General features: G+C 71.4%; 21 protein-coding genes. 13 read left to right on the top strand and 8 right to left on the bottom strand.

The genetic code is table 11. The features are described 5' to 3' along the window. From V7004_RS08770 to V7004_RS08750, 5 genes are all read left to right on the top strand, one after another. Positions 1-740: glycosyltransferase 87 family protein (locus V7004_RS08770; RefSeq protein WP_334143417.1), on the top strand; the 740-nt coding region annotated here is incomplete at its 5' end. 21 nt (positions 741-761) lie between these two features. Then, a complete protein-coding gene (gene ilvC / locus V7004_RS08765) occupies positions 762-1,814 on the top strand; it encodes a ketol-acid reductoisomerase (protein WP_442968033.1) in 1,053 nt (350 codons plus the stop codon). A 90-nt stretch (positions 1,815-1,904) separates the two neighbouring features. Beyond that, positions 1,905-3,218: a bifunctional o-acetylhomoserine/o-acetylserine sulfhydrylase gene (locus V7004_RS08760; protein ID WP_334143415.1), complete on the top strand. Its 1,314-nt coding sequence runs from the start codon at positions 1,905-1,907 to the stop codon at positions 3,216-3,218. Between the two features lie 190 nt (positions 3,219-3,408). After that, positions 3,409-3,795, top strand: coding sequence for a DUF302 domain-containing protein (locus V7004_RS08755; protein ID WP_334143413.1), 387 nt, complete (start codon positions 3,409-3,411; stop codon positions 3,793-3,795). A gap of 60 nt (positions 3,796-3,855) precedes the next feature. Next, positions 3,856-4,743, top strand: a complete 888-nt coding sequence (locus tag V7004_RS08750; protein WP_334143412.1) for a hypothetical protein — start codon at positions 3,856-3,858, stop codon at positions 4,741-4,743. 45 nt (positions 4,744-4,788) lie between these two features. On the opposite strand, the gene V7004_RS08745 is transcribed toward V7004_RS08750, so the two are convergent. Both V7004_RS08745 and serC read right to left on the bottom strand, forming a co-directional pair. Continuing rightward, on the bottom strand, positions 4,789-6,516 hold the full coding sequence (locus tag V7004_RS08745) for a class I adenylate-forming enzyme family protein (protein ID WP_334143411.1): 1,728 nt from the start codon (positions 6,514-6,516) through the stop codon (positions 4,789-4,791). A 2-nt stretch (positions 6,517-6,518) separates the two neighbouring features. Then, the gene (gene serC / locus V7004_RS08740) at positions 6,519-7,646 is read right to left on the bottom strand and encodes a phosphoserine transaminase (protein WP_442968032.1); all 1,128 of its coding nucleotides are present in this window, start codon (positions 7,644-7,646) and stop codon (positions 6,519-6,521) included. A 77-nt stretch (positions 7,647-7,723) separates the two neighbouring features. Between serC and V7004_RS08735 the strand changes: the two genes are divergently transcribed. From V7004_RS08735 to serA, 4 genes are all read left to right on the top strand, one after another. Further along, positions 7,724-8,935 carry a pyridoxal phosphate-dependent aminotransferase gene (locus tag V7004_RS08735; RefSeq protein ID WP_334143409.1) on the top strand — a complete coding sequence of 404 codons (1,212 nt, stop codon included), beginning with the start codon at positions 7,724-7,726 and terminating at the stop codon, positions 8,933-8,935. 2 nt (positions 8,936-8,937) lie between these two features. Then, the gene (locus tag V7004_RS08730) at positions 8,938-10,935 is read left to right on the top strand and encodes a S9 family peptidase (RefSeq protein WP_334143408.1); all 1,998 of its coding nucleotides are present in this window, start codon (positions 8,938-8,940) and stop codon (positions 10,933-10,935) included. Between the two features lie 47 nt (positions 10,936-10,982). After that, positions 10,983-11,324: a hypothetical protein gene (locus tag V7004_RS08725; protein WP_334143407.1), complete on the top strand. Its 342-nt coding sequence runs from the start codon at positions 10,983-10,985 to the stop codon at positions 11,322-11,324. A 78-nt stretch (positions 11,325-11,402) separates the two neighbouring features. Beyond that, a complete protein-coding gene (serA, locus tag V7004_RS08720; protein ID WP_334143406.1) occupies positions 11,403-12,968 on the top strand; it encodes a phosphoglycerate dehydrogenase in 1,566 nt (521 codons plus the stop codon). A gap of 36 nt (positions 12,969-13,004) precedes the next feature. On the opposite strand, the gene V7004_RS08715 is transcribed toward serA, so the two are convergent. Together V7004_RS08715 and V7004_RS08710 are read right to left on the bottom strand one after the other, a co-directional pair. Beyond that, positions 13,005-13,412, bottom strand: coding sequence for a cupredoxin domain-containing protein (locus V7004_RS08715; protein WP_334143405.1), 408 nt, complete (start codon positions 13,410-13,412; stop codon positions 13,005-13,007). Next, positions 13,409-14,041, bottom strand: a complete 633-nt coding sequence (locus tag V7004_RS08710; protein ID WP_334143404.1) for an SCO family protein — start codon at positions 14,039-14,041, stop codon at positions 13,409-13,411. Before V7004_RS08710 ends, V7004_RS08715 begins: the two co-directional genes overlap by 4 nt. Before the next feature lie 239 nt (positions 14,042-14,280). Between V7004_RS08710 and V7004_RS08705 the strand changes: the two genes are divergently transcribed. Next, the gene (locus tag V7004_RS08705) at positions 14,281-14,877 is read left to right on the top strand and encodes a copper chaperone PCu(A)C (RefSeq protein WP_334143403.1); all 597 of its coding nucleotides are present in this window, start codon (positions 14,281-14,283) and stop codon (positions 14,875-14,877) included. Positions 14,878-14,957: 80 nt separating this feature from the next. On the opposite strand, the gene V7004_RS08700 is transcribed toward V7004_RS08705, so the two are convergent. Then, positions 14,958-15,242: a hypothetical protein gene (locus V7004_RS08700; protein ID WP_334143401.1), complete on the bottom strand. Its 285-nt coding sequence runs from the start codon at positions 15,240-15,242 to the stop codon at positions 14,958-14,960. Between the two features lie 348 nt (positions 15,243-15,590). Between V7004_RS08700 and V7004_RS08695 the strand changes: the two genes are divergently transcribed. Next, entirely contained in the window at positions 15,591-17,159 is a 1,569-nt protein-coding gene (locus V7004_RS08695; RefSeq protein ID WP_334143399.1) for a 2-isopropylmalate synthase, read from the top strand. Between the two features lie 55 nt (positions 17,160-17,214). Here the strand turns inward: V7004_RS08695 and V7004_RS08690 are convergent, their stop codons facing one another. Further along, positions 17,215-19,341 carry a beta-propeller domain-containing protein gene (locus V7004_RS08690; protein WP_334143398.1) on the bottom strand — a complete coding sequence of 709 codons (2,127 nt, stop codon included), beginning with the start codon at positions 19,339-19,341 and terminating at the stop codon, positions 17,215-17,217. Between the two features lie 121 nt (positions 19,342-19,462). Between V7004_RS08690 and V7004_RS08685 the strand changes: the two genes are divergently transcribed. Next, complete coding sequence (locus V7004_RS08685) at positions 19,463-20,761, top strand: sensor domain-containing diguanylate cyclase (RefSeq protein ID WP_334143397.1); 1,299 nt, start codon at positions 19,463-19,465, stop codon at positions 20,759-20,761. A 15-nt stretch (positions 20,762-20,776) separates the two neighbouring features. Here V7004_RS08685 and leuD read toward each other — a convergent pair whose 3' ends face one another. Together leuD and leuC are read right to left on the bottom strand one after the other, a co-directional pair. Next, entirely contained in the window at positions 20,777-21,376 is a 600-nt protein-coding gene (gene leuD / locus V7004_RS08680) for a 3-isopropylmalate dehydratase small subunit (RefSeq protein ID WP_334143395.1), read from the bottom strand. Positions 21,377-21,407: 31 nt separating this feature from the next. After that, positions 21,408-22,814 carry a 3-isopropylmalate dehydratase large subunit gene (leuC, locus tag V7004_RS08675; RefSeq protein ID WP_334143393.1) on the bottom strand — a complete coding sequence of 469 codons (1,407 nt, stop codon included), beginning with the start codon at positions 22,812-22,814 and terminating at the stop codon, positions 21,408-21,410. Between the two features lie 105 nt (positions 22,815-22,919). On the opposite strand from leuC, the gene V7004_RS08670 reads away from it, so the two are divergent. Next, the coding region (locus tag V7004_RS08670) for an IclR family transcriptional regulator (RefSeq protein WP_334143392.1) at positions 22,920-23,319 on the top strand (400 nt) is incomplete at its 3' end.

Genomic DNA, 23,319 nt, shown 5'->3' with positions numbered 1-23,319 from the left:
CCCGGGGGATGGGGGACGGGCGTGAGCTGCTGGCCGGGGTGGCGGCGGGCGGTCTGCTGTTCAAACCCCAGTACGCGGTGGTGCTGGTGGTGGTGCTGGTGGTGACCCGCCGCTGGCGCTCCCTCGGCGTGGTGGCCGCGGCGGGGGTGCTCGCGTACCTGGCCGGAGCCGCGCTGGCGGGCTGGGGTTGGGTGGGTGAGTGGCTCGACCAGGTGAGCTGGCTGGCCGAGGCCGATGCCCCGGCCAACGGGCACAACGCCATCTCCTTCCTGGGGGTGGCGGAGTCGCTGTGGGGGTTCGGCGCCCCGGTGGCCCAGGTGGTGGGCTGGGGTCTCGCCGCGGTGGCGGTGTGCCTGGTCGCCGGGTGGTGGTGGCGCGCGCCGCGCTCGGCCGTGCCGGCGCTCATGGCCGTCACCGTGCCGGTCGTGCTGCTGGTCGCGCCGCACGCCATCTACTACGACGGCGGCCTGCTCGTGCTCGCCGTGGCGATCCTGGCGGCAGGTTTCGCCACGTCCGCCCGCACCAGGTGGGCGGTGGCCGCCGCCTACGGCATCTCGCTGCTCCAGCCGTGGTCGAGCTCACTGCGGGTGGCCCCGGTGTTCGTGGTGACGGTCGGGGTCCTCGGGTGGGCCGCGGCCCGATGGGTGGGGGAGCGTCGAACAGCGCTGGTGCCCGGCCCGGGCGCTGCCGGCGCTGGCGAGCACTGCGGGCACGCACCCGCCGATCACCTAGATTCGTAGAGCCGCTCGCGGGTGCGAGCCATCACTGAAGGGAAGCGACTGGTGGCCAACATCTACTACGAGAAGGACGCCGACCGTTCCGTCATCGCCGGCCGGAAGGTGGCGATCATCGGGTACGGATCGCAGGGGCATGCGCACGCCCTGAACCTCAAGGACTCGGGCATCGATGTGCGCATCGGGTTGCGTGAGGGCTCCAGCTCACGGGAGAAGGCCGCCGCTGCCGGGCTGAAGGTCGCGTCCATCGCGGAAGCCGCGGCCGAGGCGGACCTGATCATGATCCTGGCGCCCGACACGGAGCAGAAGGCCATCTACGAGCGCGACATCGCGCCCGGCCTCGACGACGGCGACGCGCTGTTCTTCGCCCACGGCTTCAACATCCGCTTCGGTCGCATCGTCCCGCCGTCCGGGGTCGACGTGGTGATGGTCGCTCCCAAGGGCCCCGGTCACCTCGTGCGCCGGACCTACGAGGAGGGTGGTGGCGTGCCGTGCCTGCTGGCCGTCGAGCAGGACGCCACCGGCACCGCCAAGCAGCTCGGTCTCGCCTACGCGGATGCGATCGGTGGGGCCCGAGCGGGGGTGATCGAGACCACCTTCACCGAAGAGTGCGAGACCGACCTCTTCGGTGAGCAGGTGGTGCTGTGCGGGGGCACCACCGCCCTGGTCCAAGCGGGGTTCCAGACGCTGGTCGACGCGGGGTACCAGCCCGAGATCGCCTACTTCGAGTGCCTCCACGAGCTGAAGCTCATCGTCGACCTCATGTACGAGCAGGGCATCTCCGGGATGCGCTACTCGATCTCCGACACCGCCGAGTACGGCGACCTGACCCGTGGCCCGCGGGTCATCAACGACGCGGTGAAGGCGGAGATGCGGGTCATCCTCGACGAGATCCGCTCGGGGAAGTTCGCCGAGGAGTGGATCGCCGAGAGCGAGGCCGGCCGGCCCAACTTCCTGGCGCTGGAGGCGGCGGGCAAGGAGGCCCAGATCGAGAAGGTGGGCGAGCAGCTCCGGGCGATGATGCCCTGGATCAGCGCGGGCAAGACCCGGGTGCAGGACGCCTCCGGCGGCCAGGGCTGACCGCGGAGGCGAGCTCGTTGGGCGGCGGCGCTCGCAGACCTTAGGCTGGCGCCGCTTCGCTGCGATCACACCGCCCGAGGAGGATCCGCCATGCCCGAGTCCGAGTGGGGGTTCGAGACCCGCCAGATCCACGCAGGTCAGGAACCCGACCCTGCCACCGGCTCCCGCGCGGTGCCCATCTACCAGACCACCTCGTACCAGTTCCGCGACACCACTCATGCCGCGAACCTCTTCGCCCTGGCCGAGGTGGGCAACATCTACACCCGGATCATGAACCCGACCCAGGCGGTGTTCGAGGCCCGGATCAACAGCCTGGAAGGCGGCTGCACCACCGCGGTCGGCATCCCCGGTGCGCTGGCGCTGTCGAGCGGCCAGGCGGCGGAGACCTTCGCCATCCTCAACCTGGCCGAGCACGGCAGTCACATCGTGTCCTCCGCGGCCCTCTACGGCGGCACCTACAACCTCTTCCACTACACGCTGCCGAAGATGGGCATCGAGGTCACCTTCATCGAAGACCCTGACGACCTCGACGAGTGGCGTGGCGCCATCCGTGACAACACCAAGGCGTTCTACGGGGAGACGATCGGCAACCCCCGCAACGACGTCCTCGACATCGAGGGTGTGTCGGCCGTCGCGCACGAGGCGGGGATCCCCCTCATCGTCGACAACACGGTGGCCACGCCCTGGCTGATCCGACCGCTCGAGCTCGGCGCCGACATCGTCGTGCACTCGGCCACCAAGTTCATCGGTGGGCACGGCACGTCGATCGGCGGGGTGATCGTCGACGGTGGGTCGTTCGACTTCTCCGCCAGCGGGAAGTTCCCGATGTTCACCGAGCCCGACCCCAGCTACCACGGGCTCGCCTACTGGCCGGCGCTCGGCCCGGGCAGCTACATCCTCAAGGCCCGGGTCCAGCTGCTGCGCGACATCGGTGCCGCGGTGTCGCCGTTCAATGCGTTCCTGTTTCTGCAAGGGCTCGAGACGCTGAGCCTGCGCATGGAGCGCCACAACGCCAACGCCCGGGCGGTGGCCGAGTTCCTGGCCCAGCACCCGCAGGTCGAGCGGGTCCAGTACGCCGGCCTGCCGGGATCGCCGTGGTACGAGCGGGCCCAGCGCTACACCGGTGGCCGGGGTGCGGGCTCGGTGCCGGCGTTCGTCATCACGGGTGGGGTCGAGGCCGGCCGGCGTTTCGTGGAGGCGCTGGAGCTGCACAGCCACGTGGCCAACATCGGCGACGTGCGCAGCCTGGCCATCCACCCGGCGACGACCACGCACAGCCAGCTCACCGAAGAGGAGCAGCGCGACACCGGGGTGGAGCCGGGTCTGGTGCGCCTGTCGGTGGGTCTGGAGACGATCGACGACATCATCGCCGACCTGGAGAAGGGCTTCGCCGCAGCCCGCTGAGCCCTGGCGGCCGGCCGTCGTCCTACGGCGTCACCAGGGAGGTGGCAGGGGCTGGCGGCCACCCACCACCAGGGGAAGCCCGCTCGAGGTCGCGGGATCCAATCCCGCTATACCATAGGGGGTATCCAATCAGACTCGATCGAACGGGCCGGAGGGCCCGCGGTCGCCCGAGCGTCCCTGGGAGGCCAGCATGTCGTCCATCGAGACCACCGTCCCGTTGCCGCTGGAGCAGACCGAAGCCGCTGTGCGCGACGCGCTGTCCGCGCAGGGCTTCGGGGTACTGACCGAGATCGACGTGGCCGCCACCCTGAAGGCCAAGCTCGGCGTGGAGCGCCCACCGCTCAAGATCCTCGGGGCGTGCAACCCGCAGTTCGCGCACCAGGCGCTCACCGTCGATCCCTCGGCCGCGCTGATGCTGCCGTGCAACGTCGTGCTGGAACCCGCAGCCGGTGGCGGCACCCGGGTGCAGGTCGCCGATCCTCGCCAGCTGATGACCGATCCTGCGCTGGCCCCGCTGGCCGAGTCCGCCGCCGCGGCGCTCACCGCCGCACTCGACTCCCTCGGCTCGGCCACCTGAACGGACCGTGAGCCGCGGAGTGGAGCGTAGCTGAACCGCGTTCAGCTAATGTCCTCCGCCATGCGTTCACCATCGAAAGCGTTCACCGCGCTCCTGCTCACCGCCCTGATCGCGGCGCCAGCCGTCGCCCCCACCACCAGCTCGGCCGCCGAGGCCCCTCTGGTGGTGTCGGGCTACTCCGACGATCGGGTTGATTCCGGCTGGGGGCTCTTCTCGTTCTGCGGAGACGACCTGCGAGCCATGCTGAGCGACACCTCGAACTTCGGGGCCGGCGGCGTCGTCGAGCGCCCGATCTCGCTCGCCAGCCCCGGGGTGGACGCCGTCACCCCCGGCTCGCTCGACGGAGTCGACGTCTTCTTCACCGGCTGGGTCGAGACGAGCACCTACACCGCCGACGAGCGAGCCGCGCTGTTGGACTTCGTGCTCGGCGGGGGCGCGGTGATCGCCACCACCGACGGCACCGACCACAACATCGCCGATCTGTTCGGACTCACCCTGACCGACAGCAACTACACGTCGGCCACACCCGTCGCTCCGGCGTCGCCGCTGATCAACGGTCCGTTCGGGACGGTGACCACGATCACCTTCTCGGGTGACCAGGGCATCTACACGGGGCTGGGTGCCGCTTCGGTGATCGCCGAGGCCGACCCGTCCCTCGGCCCGGCCGTGGCGCTGCTCCCGCCGGGTGCGCTCGGGCCCGGTTCCGGCCCGGTGGTGCTGGTAGCGGATGTCGACGTCTTCTCCACCGCGGACGAGAACTGCGTCGACGGTCCGGGGATGGGGGCGGTGGCCAACTCGGTGTTCGTGCGCAACGTGTTCGCCTACCTGGCGAACCTCTCGGAAACACCGACCACGACCACCACCTCTCAGCCGGTCGAGTCGTCCACGACCACCACGACCACCGGGGCGACGTCGGTCCCACGGGCCACGCCACGGTTCACCGGCTGAGCCGGGCCAGGGTGAGCGCGCCGCCGGGCGCGCTCACCTCCACGCTCACATGGTCTCGGCGAAGCTCACCTCGCCCGAGCCGCGCAGCACGTTCTTGAGCAGCTTGCCGGACGCGTTCCGGGGCAGCTTCTCCGTGCGCAGCTCGACGTACGCGGGCACCTTGAAGTTGGCCAGTGTCTCGGCCACCCAGGCCTGCACGTCGCGCTCGGTCAGGGTGCTGCCTGGCACCACCTCGATGACCGCCTTGACCTCCTCGCCGAGCTCGGGATGGGGGACGCCGACCACCGCGGCGTCCGCGATCTCGGGGTGCTGCACGAGGCGCTGCTCGATCTCGACGCAGTACACGTTCTCTCCGCCGCGGATGATCATGTCCTTGGCCCGGTCGGTGATGTAGAGGTAGCCGTCGGCGTCCAGGTGACCGATGTCGCCGGTGTGCAACCATCCGCCCTCGTCGAGGATCTCCGCCGTGGCCTCGGGCTTGCCCCAGTAGCCGGGCATGACGATCGGGCCCTTGATGAGCACCTCGCCGGTCTGGCCCTGGGGCACGTCGTCGCCGCTGGCATCGACGATGCGGATGTCGACCACCGGCACCGGCGGGCCGACCGAGGCCGGCTTGTCGATGGCGTCCTGCCCGTTGATGACCGTGGCCACCGAGCTGGTCTCGGTGAGGCCGTAGGCGTTGGAGGTGCTGCGGACGTTGGGGAACGTCTCACGCACCATCCGCTGGAGCTCCTCCGCCGACGGGCTGCCACCGAAGGCGACGGAAGTGACCGTGGAGGTGTCGTAGTCGTGTCGGCTCTCGAACTCGCACACCCGCCACACCATGGTGGGCACCGTGGCCCAGATGGTCACCTGCTCGTCCTGGATGAGCTGAAGCGCCTTCGCCGGCTCGAACCGGCCTTCCGGGATGACGAGCTTCACGCCCCCGAGGGTGCCCACCACCAGGCTCGAGTGGCAGCCGGAGACGTGGAACAGGGGCGAGGTCAGCAAGGCTGCCGTCTGGGCTGGCGCACCGGTGCGCAGGTCGGGGGTCGAACCGGGGTCGGCCATGCTGGCGGCGACCGTGTTGTAGACGGTGTTCTGGAGGTTGGCGACCATGTTGCGGTGGGAGGAGATGGCCCCTTTGGGTCGTCCCGTGGTGCCGCTGGTGTAGAAGATCACCGCGTAGTCGGCCTCGTCGATCAGCGTGTCGGGGAACACCGGCGTGGGGTCCGCGGTGAGCTCGCTGAACCGGCGCAGGCGCGGGTCCTCGCCGAGGTCGGCGGGCTCGGCATCGATCAGGTACACCGCCTCCAGCTCGGGCAGCTCGCCGAGCGAGCCGGCGATGCGGGCGACACGGTCCCGGTCCGCCACCAGCACCCGGGCGCCCGAGTCGCGCAGGCCGTAGAGGATCTCGTCGGCCTTCCACCAACCGTTGAGCCCCACCAGGATCGCGCCACTGTTCACGGTGGCCCAGAACGTGAGGCACCACTCGGGGTTGTTCGCGGACAGCACGGCCACCCGGTCGCCGTGGGTCACGCCGGCATCGTCACGCAGGTGGTTCGCGACGGAGTTGGCCAGCCGGAAGAACTCCCCGAAGCCGATGCGGCGGTCGCCGTACACGATGAAGGGTTGGTCGTCACCGCGGGACGCGGCGATCTCCGCCACGGCGCGCAGATTCGGCAGGCGGTCCTTGTAGACCTTCATCTCGACGCCGTCGATGGTCGCGGTCACGACCTCGAACGCGCCTCCGGGACCGGTGAGTTGCTCCCTGATCTGCGCGGTCGTCGCCATCGTCACTCCCCCAGCGCGCTCACCACGTAGTCGATGCAGTGGGTCAAGGCTTCCACATCCGACGGCTCGATGGCGGGGAACAGCGCCACCCGGAGCTGGTTGCGGCCCAGCTTGCGGTAGGACTCGGTGTCTACGACGCCATTGCGGCGCAGCACGCCGGCCACGAGGTTCGCGTCGACGGCGTCGTCGAGGTCGATGGTGGCCACCACGTGGCTGCGATCCTCGGGGCGCTCGACGAAGGGGGTGGCATGGTCGCTGCGCTCGGCCCAGCCGTAGATGATCTCCGCCGAGGTGTCACAGCGTGACGCCGCCCATTCGAGCCCGCCGTTGCCGTTGATCCACTCGACCTGTTGCACCGCCAGGAAGATCGTGGCCAGCGCGGGCGTGTTGTAGGTCTGATCCTTGCGGCTGTTGTCCAGGGCGATCGACAGGTCGAGCGAGGCGGGGATCCACCGCCCCGAGCGGGCGATGCGCTCGATGCGCTCGAGCGCCGCGGGCGACACCGCGGCCAGCCACAGACCGCCGTCGGATGCCAGGCACTTCTGGGGCGCGAAGTAGTAGACGTCGACCTCGGCGGGGTCGAAGCGCAGCCCCCCGGCCGCCGAGGTGGCGTCGACCAGCACCAGGGCCTCGCCCGCGGAGACGCCGGGTGGCCGAGCGGGGGTCATGGCCACCCCGGTGGAGGTCTCGTTGTGGGTGAGCGCGTACGCGTCGACGTGCGGCGTGGGTGTCGGCTCGGGACGGGTGCCGGGTGGGGACTCGATGATCTGCGGCTCGTCGAGGTGGGGCGCGGCCGCGGCCGCGGCCGCGAACTTCGCCGAGAACTCACCGAACGAGAGGTGCTGGCTGCGGCGCTCCACCAGCCCGAAGGTGGCCGCGTCCCAGAAGACGGTGGTGCCACCGTTGCCGAGGATGACCTCGTAGCCGTCGGGCAACGCGAGCAGCTCGGCCAGGCCGTTGCGCAGGGCGCTCACCATGAACCGCACCGTCGCCTGCCGGTGGCTGGTGCCGAGGTAGGTGGTCTTGGCCGCCGCGAGCGCGTCGACCGCCTCGGGGCGGACCTTCGAAGGGCCGCACCCGAACCGTCCGTCAGCGGGGAGCAGGCCGGCCGGGATCGAAATGTCCGGGATCTCGCTGGTCACGATCTGTCACGCTAGCGTCGCCCTTCGACCCTCCGATCCGGCCGCTGCCCGAGGACCGACCCGCCATGACACCGACCCACCAGCGCATCGCCGCCCGTGTGGCGGCCATCACCGAATCCGCCACCCTGGCCGTCGACGCCAGGGCCAAGGCGTTGAAGGCCGCCGGCGAGTCGGTCATCGGTTTCGGAGCGGGCGAGCCGGACTTCCCGACCCCACCCCACATCGTCGAGGCCGCGGTCGAGGCCTGCCGGGAGCCTCGCAACCACCGCTACACCCCGGCGGGTGGTCTGCCCGAGCTGAAGGAGGCCATCGCCGCGAAGACCCGACGCGACTCGGGTTGGGAGGTCTCTCCGGAGCAGGTCCTGGTGACCAACGGGGGCAAGCACGCGGTCTACAACGCGCTCACCACGCTGCTCGACCCCGGCGACGAGGTCCTCCTCCCCGCCCCCTACTGGACCACCTACCCCGAGCCGATCGCGCTCGCGGGAGCGAGAGCCGTGGTGCTCCCCACCGACGAGTCGACCGGGTTCCGGGTCACCGTGGAACAGCTCGACGCGGCCTGCACCGAGGCCACCAAGGCGCTGCTGTTCGTCTCCCCGTCGAACCCCACCGGGGTGGTCTACCCCCCCGACGAGGTGCGAGCCATCGGCGAGTGGGCGGTCGAGAAGGGCATCTGGGTGGTCACCGACGAGATCTACGAGCACCTCACCTTCGGCGAGCACCGCTTCGCCTCGATGCCCGCGCTGGTGGCGGAGCTGGCGGAGCGTTGCGTGGTGCTCAACGGCGTGGCCAAGACCTACGCCATGACCGGTTGGCGGGTGGGCTGGATGATCGGCCCGACCGACCTCATCGCCGCGGCCACCAACTTCCAGTCGCACGTCACCTCCAACGTGGCCAACGTCAGCCAGCGAGCCGCGCTCGCCGCGGTCGCCGGTGACCTCGAGGCGGTGGCCGAGATGCGGGCCGCGTTCGAGCGCCGGGGTCGCACCATCCATCGGATGCTCAACGAGATCCCCGGCATCACCGCCATCGAGCCCCAGGGCGCGTTCTACGCCTTCCCGTCGATGCAGGGGGTGTTGGGCAAGACGATCGCCGGCCGCACGCCCGCCACCACCCTCGAGCTGGCCGAGCTGATCCTGGAGGAGGCCAAGGTGGCGATCGTGCCCGGCGAGGCCTTCGGCGCGCCCGGCTACGCCCGGCTCTCGTTCGCGCTGAGCGACGACGACCTGGTCGAAGGGGTGTCGCGCATCGGGGCACTCCTCGCCACCGCGACGTAGGAATGACCCGGCTCCTGCCCTACGGCTCCTGGCCCTCGCCGATCTCGGCCGCGCTGATCGTCGAGCACGCGGTGTCGATCGGCGAGGTGGCCGTCGGCACCGACGACGTGTGGTGGTCGGAGCTGCGCCCCCAGGAGGGAGGGCGGGTGGCGGTGGTCCGTCACCGTCCGGGCGGCGAGCAGCGCGACGTGCTCCCGGAGGGCTGGTCGGCGCGCACCCGGGTGCACGAGTACGGCGGGGGAGCGTGGTGGCTCCACGACGATGCCGTGTTCTTCGCCAACTGGGACGACCAGCGGCTGTACCGCCTCGACGGTCACGGCTCGCCGCGCCCGCTGACCCCCGAGCCGCCCCGCCCGGCGGGCGACCGCTACGCGGACGGGCGGGTCACCGTCGATGGACGGTTCGTGGTCTGCGTCCGGGAGCGCCACCGGGATGGCGCGGAGCCGGTGAACGAGCTGGTGGCGCTGGACGCACACGACGGCGGCGAGCCGGCCGTGCTGGTGTCCGGCCCGGACTTCGTGTCCTTCCCCCGCCTCAGCCCGGACGGCCGGCGGCTGTGTTGGACCCAGTGGAACCATCCCGACATGCCCTGGGACGCCACGGAGCTGTGGGTGGCCGAGCTGGAGGAGCGGGGCGGTTCCCTCGCCCTCGCCGGGCCGCGGCCGGTGGCGGGCGGTCCCGGTGAGTCGATCTTCCAACCCGAGTGGGTGGGGGACGGGTCGTTGTTGTTCGTGTCGGATCGCAACGACTGGTGGAACCTCTACCGGCTGCCTGCGGCCCACCTCGACGCCGCCACCGTCTCGGGCTCTCGCCCCGAGGCGGAGGCGGTGGTGGTCGTCGACGGCGACATCGGGGTTCCGCAGTGGGTGTTCGGCCTGTCCCGCTACGCCCCGCTCGCCGATGGCCGCCTGCTGGTGGCCTGTGCCCGGGACGGCGTCGACCACCTGCTGGTGGCCGAGCAGACCGCCGGCGGCTGGGTCACGCACCCGCTCGACACCCCGTTCACCGCCATCTCCGCGGTGCACGCGTTCGGCGAGGGAGCGGTGCTGGTGGGCGCATCGTTCACCGAGGAGCCCTCCGTGGTGGTCGCCAGCATCCCCGAGGGTGGCGGCTCGATCGACGTGGCTCACCTGCGACCACCGCGCCGGCTCGGTGTCGATGAGCGGTGGTTCTCGGTCCCCGAACCGGTGGTGTTCCCGACGGGGGACGGCGAGCAGGCCCACGCGCTGTTGTACCGCCCGACCAACCCCGAGGTGCAGGCCCCCGACGGCGAGCGCCCGCCGCTGGTGGTGATCAGCCACGGTGGCCCCACCGCCGCGGCCCGACCGCAGCTCAACCTCACCATCCAGTACTGGACGTCGCGTGGCCTCGCGGTGGCCGACGTCAACTACCGGGGCAGCTCGGGCTACGGGCGCCGCTACCGGGAGGCGCTCGCCGGCCGGTGGGGGATCGCCGATGTTGAGGACTGCACGGCGGTGGCCTCGTTCCTGGCGGCCCGCGGCGACGTCGCCGCCGATCGGCTGGCCATCCGGGGCTCGAGTGCCGGGGGGTTCACGACCCTGTGCGCGCTCGCCTTCCACGACGTCTTCGATGCCGGGGCCAGCCTGTACGGCGTCAGCGACCTCGAAGCCCTGGCCCGGGACACCCACAAGTTCGAGTCCCGCTACCTGGACCGGCTGGTGGGCCCGTATCCGGCGGCGAGAGACCGGTACGTGGAGCGCTCGCCGATCCATCATGCCGACCGGATCGGGTGCCCGGTGATCGTCTTCCAAGGGTTGGAGGACGAGATCGTGCCGCCCGACCAGGCGGAGGTGCTGGTGGCCGCGCTGCGGGCCAAGGGCCTGCCGGTGGCTTACCTGGCCTTCGAGGGCGAGCAGCACGGGTTCCGCCGGGCGGAGACCATCGAGCGTGTCCTCGAGGCGGAGCTGTACTTTTACGGCCGGGTGCTCGGCTTCGACCTGGCCGACCCGGTCGAACCGGTCGAGATCGAGAACCTCTGACGTTCTATCCACCCGCCGGCCGGCGGGGGAGCGAGCGGGGGCAGGACATGACCGACGATCCCGCGTACGACGCCATCGCTCGATTCGCGACCGAGCGCGAAGCCCGGCGAGCGGTGGAGTCCCTCGTCGAGCACGGCATCGGCGCGACCTGGGAACCGACCCCGGTGCCCGACCCCGACACCGGGCGGCAGACTTTCACCCTGCTGGTGGTGCCCGGTGACGGCGGGCGCGCCCGGGAGATCCTCGGGTTGCCTCCGGTCGCCGACGAGGAGGTCACCGGGCGGCGCAAGCTGCCCCAGTGGGCGTACGTCGCGGGGATCTTCGTGGCCGCGCTGATCATCCTGCCGACCATCGCGTTCTTCGTGAGCTACAAGCTGGCCGGCGGCTGAGGCCGGTCGCGATCGGGCGGACACGGTCACGATGGGGCGCATTGGCGGGTGCAGCCGCCCACCGGACAGGATGGCGCCATGGCCCGCATCCTGGTGACCGAGACCATCGCCGAGGGCGGCCTCGAACGGTTGCGCGCGGCCGGTCACGAGGTCGACGTTCGGTCGCCCGCCTCCCCCGAGGAGCTGCTGGAGCTGGTGCGTGGCGCCCAGGCGCTGATCATCCGGTCCGCGACCCAGGTCACCGCCGAGGTGCTCGAGGCGGGCTCGGATCTCGTGGTGGTGGGACGGGCCGGTATCGGCCTGGACAACGTGGACGTCGCCGCGGCCACCGAGCGGGGCGTGATGGTCGTCAACGCACCCCAGTCCAATGTGCTCTCGGCCGCCGAGCACACGATGGCGCTGCTGCTCGCGCAGGCCCGCAACATCCCCCAGGCGAACGCGGCGCTGAAGGAAGGTCGCTGGGAGCGCTCGCGCTGGACGGGAGTGGAGCTCTCGGACAAGACGCTCGGCATCGTCGGCCTGGGCCGCATCGGCAAGCTGGTGGCGCAGCGGGCCCTGGCGTTCGGCATGCGCCTGGTGGCCTACGACCCGTTCGTCTCGGCGGAGCGGGCCCGCCAGCTCAGCGTGGAGCTGCTCGAGCTCGACGAGCTGATGGCGGTGGCCGACTTCGTGACCCTGCACGTGGCCAAGACCCCCGAGACCGTCGGGCTGATCGACGCCGATCGGCTGGCGAAAGCCAAGCCCGGCATCCGCATCATCAACGTCGCCCGGGGCGGCATCGTCGACGAAACGGCGCTGGCGGAGGCCATCCGGTCAGGCCACGTCGGGGGCGCGGCGCTCGACGTGTTCGACACCGAGCCCTGCACCGAGTCGCCGTTGTTCGAGCTCCCGAACGTGGTGGTCACGCCGCATCTCGGGGCGAGTACGCACGAGGCGCAGGACAAGGCCGGCGACACCATCGCCGAGCAGGTCGTGCTGGCGCTCGCGGGTGACTTCGTGCCCTTCGCGGTCAACGTCAGCGCCGCCGAGGCCTCCGAGACCGTGCGACCCTTCCTGCCGATGGCCGAGCGGCTGGGTGAGCTGTTCGCCTCCCTGTCGGGCCTCGCCGGCTCCCTGGAGATCGAGTACCAGGGCCAGATCGCGGGCTACGACACCCGGATCCTCACCCTGGCGGTGCTCAAGGGGTTCTTCGGCCGGGTGAGTGACCAGCCGGTGTCCTACGTCAACGCCCCGGCCCTCGCCGAGGAGCGGGGCATCGAGGTGCGCGAGTCGTCCACGACCACCTCGCACGACTACGTGAACCTCATCGCCCTGCGGGGTGGTGGCCATGCGCTGGCCGGCACGCTGGTGGGCCTCAAGGGCGAGCCCCGGATCGTGATGGTCGACGACCACACGGTCGACGTGCCCCCGGCCCGCCACATGCTGGTGGTGCGCAACGAGGACCGCCCCGGCATGATCGGGGTGGTCGGCACGGCGCTCGGCCGGGCGGGCATCAACATCGCCGACATGGACGTGGGCCGCTCCGCGGAGGGTGTGCCGGCGCTGATGGTCCTGGCCACGTCCCAGAGCGTCCCGGTCGAGGTCCAAGAGGAGCTGCGGGCCGCGGACGGGATCGTCTCGGTCCATGCGGTCGACCTGTCGTAGGCGACCGTCGTGCCCGGCGGTGTGGCAGCGGCCGCGCTAGGTGACCGTGATCGTCACCTGGCCGCCGGGGTGCACGGTGCAGGCGCCCTGGTAGACCCCCGCCCGGTCGAAGCGGTGAACGAGCTGCTCACCGGCGCGCACCGCGAAGGGACCGACGTCATGGGTCCGGTCGTCGTCGTTGCGGACCACGAAGGTGGTGCCCACCTTCAGTCGCAGGTCGGCCGGTATCAGCTCGACCGACTGGCCGGCGTCGATCTGGCGGCCGGTGCCGGCGGGGATCACCACCCGGTACTCACTCGGCCGGTCGCCGAGCACCACCGCAGCGACACCGACGGCTGCCACGACCATCAACACCGCCCCGATGGCCAGCATCGCCCACACCACGAGTGCCGGGGAGCGACCGGGGCGCGGCTCGGGGCTGGCGACCTCGGGATGGTCGTTCACGCCGACGCTCCCCCGAGCAGGAGGCGCAGGTCGTGGGCCAGGTCCTCCGGCGAGGTGCCGAAGGGCCACTCGACGAGCACCGTGCCATCGGAGCCGACCACGTACGTGGTGGCGCTGTGGGCCACCTCCACCGTGCCGTCAGGGAGGCGATCCACCCGGGAGGACGCACCGAACGCCTGCTCCGCGGTCCGCAACGCCTCCGGATCGGTGGTGCGGATCGCGTGATAGCGGTCGGCGAACGAGGCCAGGTAGGCAGAGAGGCGTTCAGGGGTGTCGCGCTCGGGGTCGACGGTGACCATCGCCAGATCGATGCGCCGGGCGTCGCCGCCGAGCATGTCCCGAGCGACGCGCAGGTCGGCCAGGGTGGTGGGGCACACGTCGGGGCAGCTCGTGTAGCCGAAGTACACCACGAGCAGCTCCCCGGGGGCCGAGCGGAAGTGGAACGGCTCGCCGGGGCCACCTACGGTCGCATCCGGCAGGCTGATCGAGCCCACCTGGAGCGGGTCGGCGCGGGTGATGCCGCGCAGGCCGGTGGAATCGGTCGTGCCCGGTCCGGCCACGCCGTCGGCCCCGCAGCCTGCCAGCACCGCGGCGAGGGCCAGCGCGATCGCCCCCCCGAGGTGGAGCATCCGCCGACGAGTCGACCACGAGCGCACCAGTGGATTGTGGCCGGCGACGTGGCCGGGGGGTGCCCGGAGGCCGCAGAACGGGCTGACCGGCCCGACCCGAGGTGGGACCAAGGTCCCAGCACCAGCGGTGCGGAAGGCCTGAATCGGTGCGATCAGGTGGTTCGGCGACGGAGTGACCGACGAGAATCACGGCGCCTCGTGTCCGACCACCCTCTCCCTCGAACACAGGAGTACCGCCGATGACCACGATCCGCCTTTCTCTCGCCGCGGCAGGTCTGGCTCTCGCCGTCGCCAGCCTCGCGACCGGCTGCGGTCAGGACGAAGCCGACACCACCGCGGTGACCACGACCACGGCCGCGGTAGCCGCCGCTCCGGCGGTGTCGGACGCCTGGTGCCGCACCTCACCGGTGGTGGCCGGCGCCGGCGCGTGCTACCTGGTCATCCGCAGCGACGCGGCCGAGCTGGTACGCCTCGTCGGTGTCTCGGTGCCGGCATCGGTGGCGGCCAAGGCCGAGCTCCACGAGACGGTACAGGTCACCGGCATGGAGGGCTCCGCCACCACCGCCGGGGCCGGGATGGGTGGTGGGGGCTCACCCGGCGCGACCATGGCCGGCAACGGGCCTGACACCACCATGAGCACCGGCATGATGCAGATGCGCCAGGTGGACGCCATCGAGGTGCCGGCTGGGGGCACCGTCGAGCTGAAGCCCGGCGCCTACCACATCATGCTGCTGGAGCTGGCCGAGCGGCTGACGGAGGGAACGATGGTTCCGCTCACCCTGCGGTTCGAAGGCTTCGACCCCGTGGTGGTCGAGGCGGAGGTGCGCTCCAGCTGACGCCGACCACCTGAGCCGGTCATCGAGCACGCTGGCCCGCGGCGGTGAGCACCGAGCCGCGGGCCAGCGTCTCGACGGCGTCAGTTGTTCGAGGGAGCGGCTTCCCCGACCGCGCTGACCTCGGCCTCGCTCGGGGCGTCGCTCGCAGCCTCGCCGTTCGTGGCCTCCGCGCCCACCTCGCTCGTGCTCAGGCTCTGCTCGCTCGAGGCGCCGGCCGGCGTCTCGGTCGACAGCGGTGGCCACGGCTCGAGCGACGCGGGGACTTCGGGCGGCGCAGTGAGCTTCTTCACCACGACGGCGATGCCCACACCGACGGCGGCGATGAGACCCAGCTTGAACGTGATGCGGAACACTCGACGGATCATGGCGACCTCCTGGCCGGTGGTGACGATGGTTGGCAGCCCTGGACAGCGGCGATGGCGCGAGCGTTGGCGCCGCGGTTCCCGCCGGGTACCGTACCCAACGTCGCCTGAGCGTGCTCGGGCGCAACGTGCTTGACGGCCCTCGCCACCACTGACACCATGGTCCCCGCTATGCAGATCCACATCGTCGTCGAGGAGCTTCTCCTTCGGTAGGGCGAGCGCCCCACATAGGTGCTCGCCGAGCCTCCTGCGCCCACGGGCCAGGGGGTTTTTTGTTTGTCCGGCCGGGCTCCTCCCGGTGCCCGGCCGCCGTCCCGACCAACCCGAGCCACGAGCGAAAGGCACAGACCCATGAGCAACAGCGACCAGGTGATCATCTTCGACACCACGCTGCGCGACGGTGAGCAGTCGCCCGGGATCTCCCTCGACCAGGGCGAGAAGCTCGAGATCGCGGAGCAGCTCGCTCGGCTCGGTGTCGACGTCATCGAGGCCGGGTTCCCGGTGGCCAGCCAGGGCGACTTCGAGGCCGTCCAGGCGATCGCCCGGTCGGTGCGCGGACCGGTGATCTGCGGGCTGTCGCGCACCGCGCTGGCCGACATCGACCGGTGCTGGGAGGCGATCCAGGATGCGGAGCGGGCGCGGATCCACACCTTCATCGCCACCAGCGAGATCCACATGCGCAACAAGCTGCGGATGACCCCCGAGCAGGTGAAGCAGGAAGCGGCACGCGCCGTGGCGCACGCCCGCTCCTACACCGACGATGTGGAGTTCTCACCGGAGGACGCGTCGCGCTCGGACTTCGACTTCATGTGCGAGGTGCTCCAGGTGGCGGTCGACAACGGGGCCACGACCCTGAACATCCCCGACACCGTCGGCTACGGCATCCCTGAGGAGTACGCCGCCCGGCTGCGGGCGGTGCGCGAGAAGGTCTCGGGCGACTACGTGATCTCCACCCACTGCCACGATGACCTCGGGCTGGCGGTGGCGAACTCGCTGGCGGGGGTGCATGCGGGGGCCCGTCAGGTCGAGTGCACGATCAACGGGATCGGCGAGCGGGCCGGCAACGCGGCCATGGAAGAGATCGTGATGGCCTTGCGCACCCGGGCCGACTACTTCGGGGGGGTGGACACCCGCATCCGGGCGGAGGAGCTGGCCCGCACCAGTCGGCTGGTGAGCCGGCTCACCGGCTACCCGGTGCAGTACAACAAGGCGGTCGTCGGCCGGAACGCCTTCGCCCACGAGTCGGGCATCCACCAGGACGGGGTGCTCAAGGAGCGCACCACCTACGAGATCATCGACCCGAGCGCCGTGGGCGCGGGTGGCAGCCAGATCGTGCTCGGCAAGCACTCCGGCCGCCATGCCTTCGCCGACACGCTGAAGAAGATGGGCTACGACCTGCACGGCGACGCGCTGAACCAGGCGTTCACCCGGTTCAAGGAGCTCGCCGATCGCAAGGTGCAGCTCACCGACGCCGATCTGGAGGCGCTGGTGGCGGAGGAGATCGGCGACACCGTGCGCTACGCCTTCCAGCTGGTGTCGGTGGAGTGCCACGGGGGCACCAACACCACGCCCACCGCCACGGTCGTGCTCGATCACGGCGGCGAGAAGCTGGAGGCCACCGCCCACGGTGACGGCATGGTCGAAGCCGCCTGCACCGCCATCAAGCAGGCCACGGGCATCTCCGGGCGGCTCACCGACTACTCGGTCACCTCGGTGACCGGGGGTGTGGACGCGCTGGCCGACGTGGCGTTGCGCTTCGAGGTGGACGGCGTGGCGATGCCGGGGCGCGGCCTGTCGACCGACGTGGTGGAGGCCTCGGCCCGGGCCTTCCTCAACGCCATCAACCGCATCGTGCGGGTGCGCGACACCGGGGAGGACCGGTCCGCGGTCGACCGCCCGGGCTCGTTGCGCGGCGTGTGATCCCGTGGCCCTGCAGGTCGCCGACCGGCTCCGGTGGCCGGCGCGACCCGCAGGTTCACGGGTAGGGCACCCAGGCCAGATCGGCGAAGGTGGCGAGGTCGCTGGCCTTCACCCCGGCCTCGGAGAAGCTCAGCAGCATCCCACCCACCACCGCCGTCCGGGTGACGGGTGAGCTTCCTCCCGTCTCGTCCAGCGGAGGGGACGGCATCGGCTCAGGTGCGACGCACGCAGCGCCGGGTGGGCACCCCGGGCTCGCCCACCCCCCGGGGCGGGGAGCGACCGCGGGGTGCACCAACCGGCCGCGCTCGCTGATGCCGGCCCGCTGGACCACGAACCCGATGGCACCCACGAACGGTCGGGCGAGCGACCCGTCGACGCCCACGCCGTAGCCGGTGACGGGCACGACCGCCAGCGACCCGGAGGGCCACCACAGGAAGGCGTGGTGGTCGTGCTCGGCGAGGGAGAACGATCCAGGCAGCGTCGTCTTGTGGAGTCGGACCGGCGTGGTCGGGTCGGACACGTCGAACAGCGAGAGCTGCACGCCGGTGACCCGGCCCTCGAGCGTGGCGTCCTGGCCGATGCCGACCAGCAGGCCGTCGCCGATCGGGTGCAGGTACGACGAGTACCCGGGGATCTTCAGCTCCCCGGCGACCCGTGGCGCGGTCGGGTCGCGCAGGTCGATGGTGTAGAGGGGGTCGGTCCGGCGGAAGGTGACCACGTAGCTGGTGTCACCGATGAACCGCACCGAGTGGATCTGCTCGCCCCGGCCGAGACCGCCGACCTTGCCGATCGGCTGCAGCTCCGCGCCGACCTGGCGCAGCACGGTCACCGCGCTCTGCGTGGTCGGCGGTGGCCATGCCCGGTCCGGCTCGGTGGGGGCGGAGGTCGTGATCTGGGTATCGTCCGTGGCGACGGTCTCGGTGGCCGCGACCCGCAGGTCGCCGTCGAGCTCGGAGAGGGAGAACTGGTCGAGCAGCTGACCGGCAACCTCACCGGAGGCCACGTAGGTCGCGGGCTCGCGGCCCTGGATGTCGAACTTGTGGATGGCGGTGGACGGCAGGCCGCCGGAGTCCTCCGCTGGCCAGGTGGTCGTGGTCACGTAGAGCGACGCGGGCGAGGCGTACACGATCTCGCCCCCGCCGAGCACGCTGGTGGTCTCGCCCACCGCGAGCGTGTCAGCCCGGAGATCCACCGACACCACGTTGACCATTCCCAGGCCTCCGGGCTCGGGCGGCGCCTGCACCGACGCGCAGTCCACCATCGGGCCCTCGTCGATCACCGCGCCGCGGGCGTCGCGGACCCTGTATCGGGGCAGCCAGTCCTCGGCACTGGTCCGGGCGATCACCTCGCGGTTGGCCCGTTCGGCCGCGTCTCTCCCCCGTTCGTTCGCGGGGTGGACGAGGCCGAGCTGCGGCGGCGACGAGGAGGTCACGACCCGCACCATCCCGTCCACGGCGCGGGCGTCGGCGAGGGTGCCCTGCAGCTCGGCCGAGCCCACGATCGCCATGGCCGCGGGGTCGGACACGTCGACCAGCGTGAGCTGGGTCCCGGCATCGACCGGCAGCGCGGCCTGCTCGAGCTCGGTGCTCGCCGGGTAGGGGCCATAGGCGCTCGCGAGCACCAGCGCCCGATGGCCGTCGACCAGCAACTGGCCGCCCCCTCCCGGCAGGGCGAGGGAGCCCACCAACTTCGGCAGGCCGTCCGAGAGGTCGAAGGCGTGGAGGGCGCCGGCAGCGATGGTGAGGAGCCGCTCACCGTCGGTCTTCACCACGTCGGGCTCGTCGACCCCTTCCTCCTGCAGGTTCGTACCTCCCCACACCGGGCTGGCCTCCGCGTCGATGTCAGCTGACTCGAGCGGTGAGGCGGTGGTCGCCGATCCAGAGCTGTCGATCTCCGAACCGGCGGCGCCGGAGGAGGCCCGGTCTTCGGTCGCGACGCCGAGCGGCGCGAACCGAGCCGAGAACCCGAGCGCGTCGCTGGTGACGTACTGCGTGGCCAGGGTCTGCACCGCGTCGAGGAACGCGCCACAGCCGTCGTAGGCCACCAGAGCGATCGCGGGAAGGGTCGCCCGGGGCGGGGACGTGGGTGCCGGCCGCTCGGTGGCCCCGGGCCCACCTGTGCAGGCGGCCGCCAGTGCGACGACCAGGAGGGCGATGGCGCCAGGTCGGCGCGTGGCTCGCATGTGGACTCCCCTCTCGGGCCTGCCGTGGGCCCGCCTCGTCTCTCCGCCTGCTTGGACGTCGGAGGGGGCGATGCAGTTCCCGCCTGCGTGAAGTCCGCCGGCAACCGGTAGAAAGGTGGCCATGCCGAGGGAGGGGGCGGACGCCGCGCTCACCGGCTCGGTCTGGACCGACAGCGACTTCCGGTCGCTCACCGATGCCGCTCCGATCGGGATCGTGGTCGACGACCGGCACGGGCACACCATCTACCGCAACCCGGCCGCGGGCGCGCTGCTCGACGGGCAGGGCGCCGACGATGACTGGCGCTCGGGGGCACTCGCCGAGTACCGGCCGGTCCTCGATGCCATGGTCGAAGCTGCCCGGGAACGGGGCGCGGTGAGCAACACGATTGCGGCGTTCGGGTATCCGGGCGAGCCGGCCCGCTGGTTGCGGGTGAAGGTCGCGCCGCGTGCCGGCAGCGGTTCGTCACCGCGCACCGGGGGCGTCATCGCCATCTTGGAGGACGTGACGGCGGAGATGGACGCCCGGGCGGAGACCGAACGCCTCACCCACATGCTCGATGCCACCTCCGACTACGTGGCCGTGTTCCGGCCGTCGGGGGAGATCCTCTACCTGAACCAGACCACCCGCGCTGCGCTCGAGCGGCTCCGGGAGCAGGGCGGCACTGGTGAGCTGGTGGAGCTCATCGACGAGTCCGGCCGGGAGGTTTTCGTGCGGGACGCGCTCGATGTTCTCGCGGAGGCCGACACCTGGCGGGGCGAGCTGCTGCTCGACGTGGGCGGGGACCGGAAGGTACCCGTGTCAGCCCTCGCCGTGGCTCACCACGACCGCCAGGGCCGCCTCGAGTGGATCTCGTTGCTCGCCCGGGACATCACCGACCTGAAGGAAGCCGAGGCCAGGCTGCGCGACCTCGCGACCCGAGACACGCTCACCGGTCTCGCGAACCGGTCGCTGGCCAGCGACCGCCTGGCGCAGGCGGTGGCGCGCCACAAGCGCTCGGGTCAGGGGGTGGCCGTGCTGTTCTGCGACCTCGACGGGTTCAAGGCCATCAACGATGCCAACGGGCACGCCGCCGGCGACCTGGTCCTCCAGGAGGTGGCCCGCCGCCTGAGCTCGGTCACCCGGGCGACCGACACCGTGGCCCGGGTGGGAGGCGACGAGTTCGTGATCGTGTGTGAGGGGCTGGTGGACCGCGACGCGCTGGCGGAACTGGCTGACCGGGTGATCAGCGCGGTGTGCGAGCCCGTCCCCCTCGGAGGCGGCGTGTCGGTCGTCGTCGGGATCTCGGTGGGGGTGGCGGTGGTGACCGACACCGGGGAGGAGGCCGATGCCGATCGGCTGCTCACCCGGGCCGACACCGCCATGTACCGGGCCAAGGCCCACGGCGGGCGGAGCTACCGCATCGACCTCGGGATGGGATAGCCCTCGCCTGGTCGCTCAGTTCCCCGCGATCGAGGGGAGCCAGCTCGGCCGCGCGGCTTCGAAGGCCGCGATGTCCGCCTCGTGCTGAAGGGTGATCCCGATGTCGTCGAGGCCTCGCAGGAACCGGTCCCGGGTGGCGTCGTCGAGAGGGAACGTGGCCTCGATGCCGGCCGCGGGAGCGGCGATGGTCCTGGCAGCGACGTCGATGGTGATCTCCAGCCCGGGGTCGGCCTGCACGGCCCGCATGAGCTGGTCGGCCACCTCCGCGTCGACCTGCACCGGGACGAGCCCGTTCTTGGTGCAGTTGTTGCGGAAGATGTCGGCGAAGCGGGGGGAGACCACGGCCCGGAAGCCGTAGTCCATGATCGCCCACACCGCGTGCTCCCGGGAGGAGCCGGTGCCGAAGTTGGGGCCGGCCAGCAGGATGCTGGCCCCCGCGTGGTGCGGTTGGTTCAGCACGAAGTCCGGGTCGTCGCGCCACTCGGAGAACAGGCCGGCGCCGAAGCCGGTGCGCTCCACCCGCTTGAGCCAGTCGCTCGGGATGATCTGATCGGTGTCGACGTCGGAGCGGTCGAGTGGCACCGCGGTGCCGGTGACGACGGTGACGGGTTCCATCGGTGCGTTCCTCTCGGTCCAGGTCGTCGGGTCAGTCCAGGTCGTCCGGGGTGGCGAAGGTGCCGGCGATCGCGGTGGCCGCCGCGACCGCGGGGGACACCAGGTGGGTCCGCCCACCCCGGCCCTGTCGCCCTTCGAAGTTGCGGTTGCTGGTGGAGGCGGCTCGCTCGCCGGGGGCGAGCTTGTCGGGGTTCATCGCCAGGCACATGGAGCAGCCGGGCTCGCGCCAGTCGAATCCTGCGGCCCGGAAGATCTCGTGCAGGCCTTCCCGTTCGGCCTGGTGCTTCACCGCGAACGACCCCGGCACGACCATGGCCCGCAGGCCGTCCCGGACCCGCCGCCCCTCCACCACCGCGGCCGCGGCGCGCAGGTCCTCGATGCGGCTGTTGGTGCACGAGCCGATGAAGACCGTGTCGACCGGGATCTCCCGCATGGGCGTGCCCGGGGTGAGCCCCATGTAGTCGAGGGCCCGGTTGGCGGCTTCGCGCTGGCTGGGGTCGGTGAAGCTGTCGGGATCGGGCACCGTGGCGGTGATCTCCACCACCTGCGAGGGGTTGGTGCCCCACGAGACGAACGGCACCAGCGACGAGGCGTCGAGCTCCACGGTCTTGTCGAACGTCGCGCCCTCGTCGGTGGGCAGGCTGCGCCAGTGGTCGAGCGCGGCCTCCCACTGCTTGCCCCGCGGGGCGAACCGGCGGCCCTCGAGGTAGGCGAAGGTGGTGTCGTCCGGGGCGACCAGGCCCGCTCGGGCACCGGCCTCGATCGACATGTTGCACACCGTCATCCGCCCCTCCATGGACAGGCCCCGGATCGCCGAGCCGCGGTACTCGATGATCGAGCCGATGCCGCCGTGGGTGCCGATGCGCCCGATGATGGCCAGGATGATGTCCTTGGCGGTGACCCCGGGGGGCAGTTCGCCGTCGACGGTGACGCTCATGGTGCCCGGCCGGAGCTGGGGGAGGGTCTGGGTGGCCAGCACGTGCTCCACCTCGCTGGTGCCGATGCCGAAGGCCAGGGCACCGAAGGCGCCGTGGGTCGAGGTGTGGCTGTCCCCGCAGACGATGGTCATGCCCGGCTGCGTGAGGCCCTGCTCGGGGCCGATGACGTGGACGATGCCCTGACCCGGGTCGCCCATCGGGTACTCGGTGATGCCGAACTCGGCGCAGTTGGCCCGCAGCACCTCGACCTGCTTGCGCGACACCGGGTCGGCGATCGGCCGGTCGATGTCGGCGGTGGGGACGTTGTGGTCCTCGGTGGCCACCGTGAGGTCGGGACGGCGGACCCGGCGGCCCGCCAGGCGCAGGCCGTCGAAGGCCTGGGGGGAGGTGACCTCGTGCACCAGGTGCAGATCGATGTAGAGGAGGTCCGGCTCCCCCTCGGCCCGGCGGACCACGTGCTGGTCCCAGATCTTGTCGCTCAACGTGCGGGGTGTGGCCATGCGCTCCCCTCCGGGCTCGGATGTCTGGTGGCGTGCTGCCCGCCATCTCAAGCATCTCAGAATATAAGACGCTAATCTCGTGATGTGGAAGCCAGTGTAAGTGGCGTGGGTGTCATCGACAAGGCGGTGGCGGTACTCACCGCCCTCGAGAGCGGCCCCCGCTCGCTCGCCGGCCTGGTGGAGGCCAGCGGCCTGCCCCGCGCCACCGCCCACCGCCTCGCGGTCGCCCTGGAGACCCACGGGCTGGTGCGACGCGACGAGGAAGGCCGGTTCGCGCTCGGGGTGCGCCTGGTGTCCCTCGGCCGGGCCGCGGCGGAAGCCATCCCCCTCGCTCGGGCGGCGGGCCCCGCGCTGAGCGAGTTGCGGGACCGCACCGGTGAGAGCGTGCAGCTCTACGTGCGGGAAGGTGACCGCCGGGTCTGCATCGCGGCCCTCGAGTCACCCCACGGGTTGCGGACCATCGTGCCCATGGGGGCGTCGCTCCCCCTCGGGGTGGGCTCCGCGG

This window comes from Rhabdothermincola sp. (genome assembly GCF_036846205.1).
GTDB lineage: Bacteria > Actinomycetota > Acidimicrobiia > Acidimicrobiales > Acidimicrobilacustridaceae > Rhabdothermincola.
The sequence above is the reverse complement of the archived record's forward strand: the minus strand, read 5'-3'. Positions and strand labels throughout refer to the sequence as shown.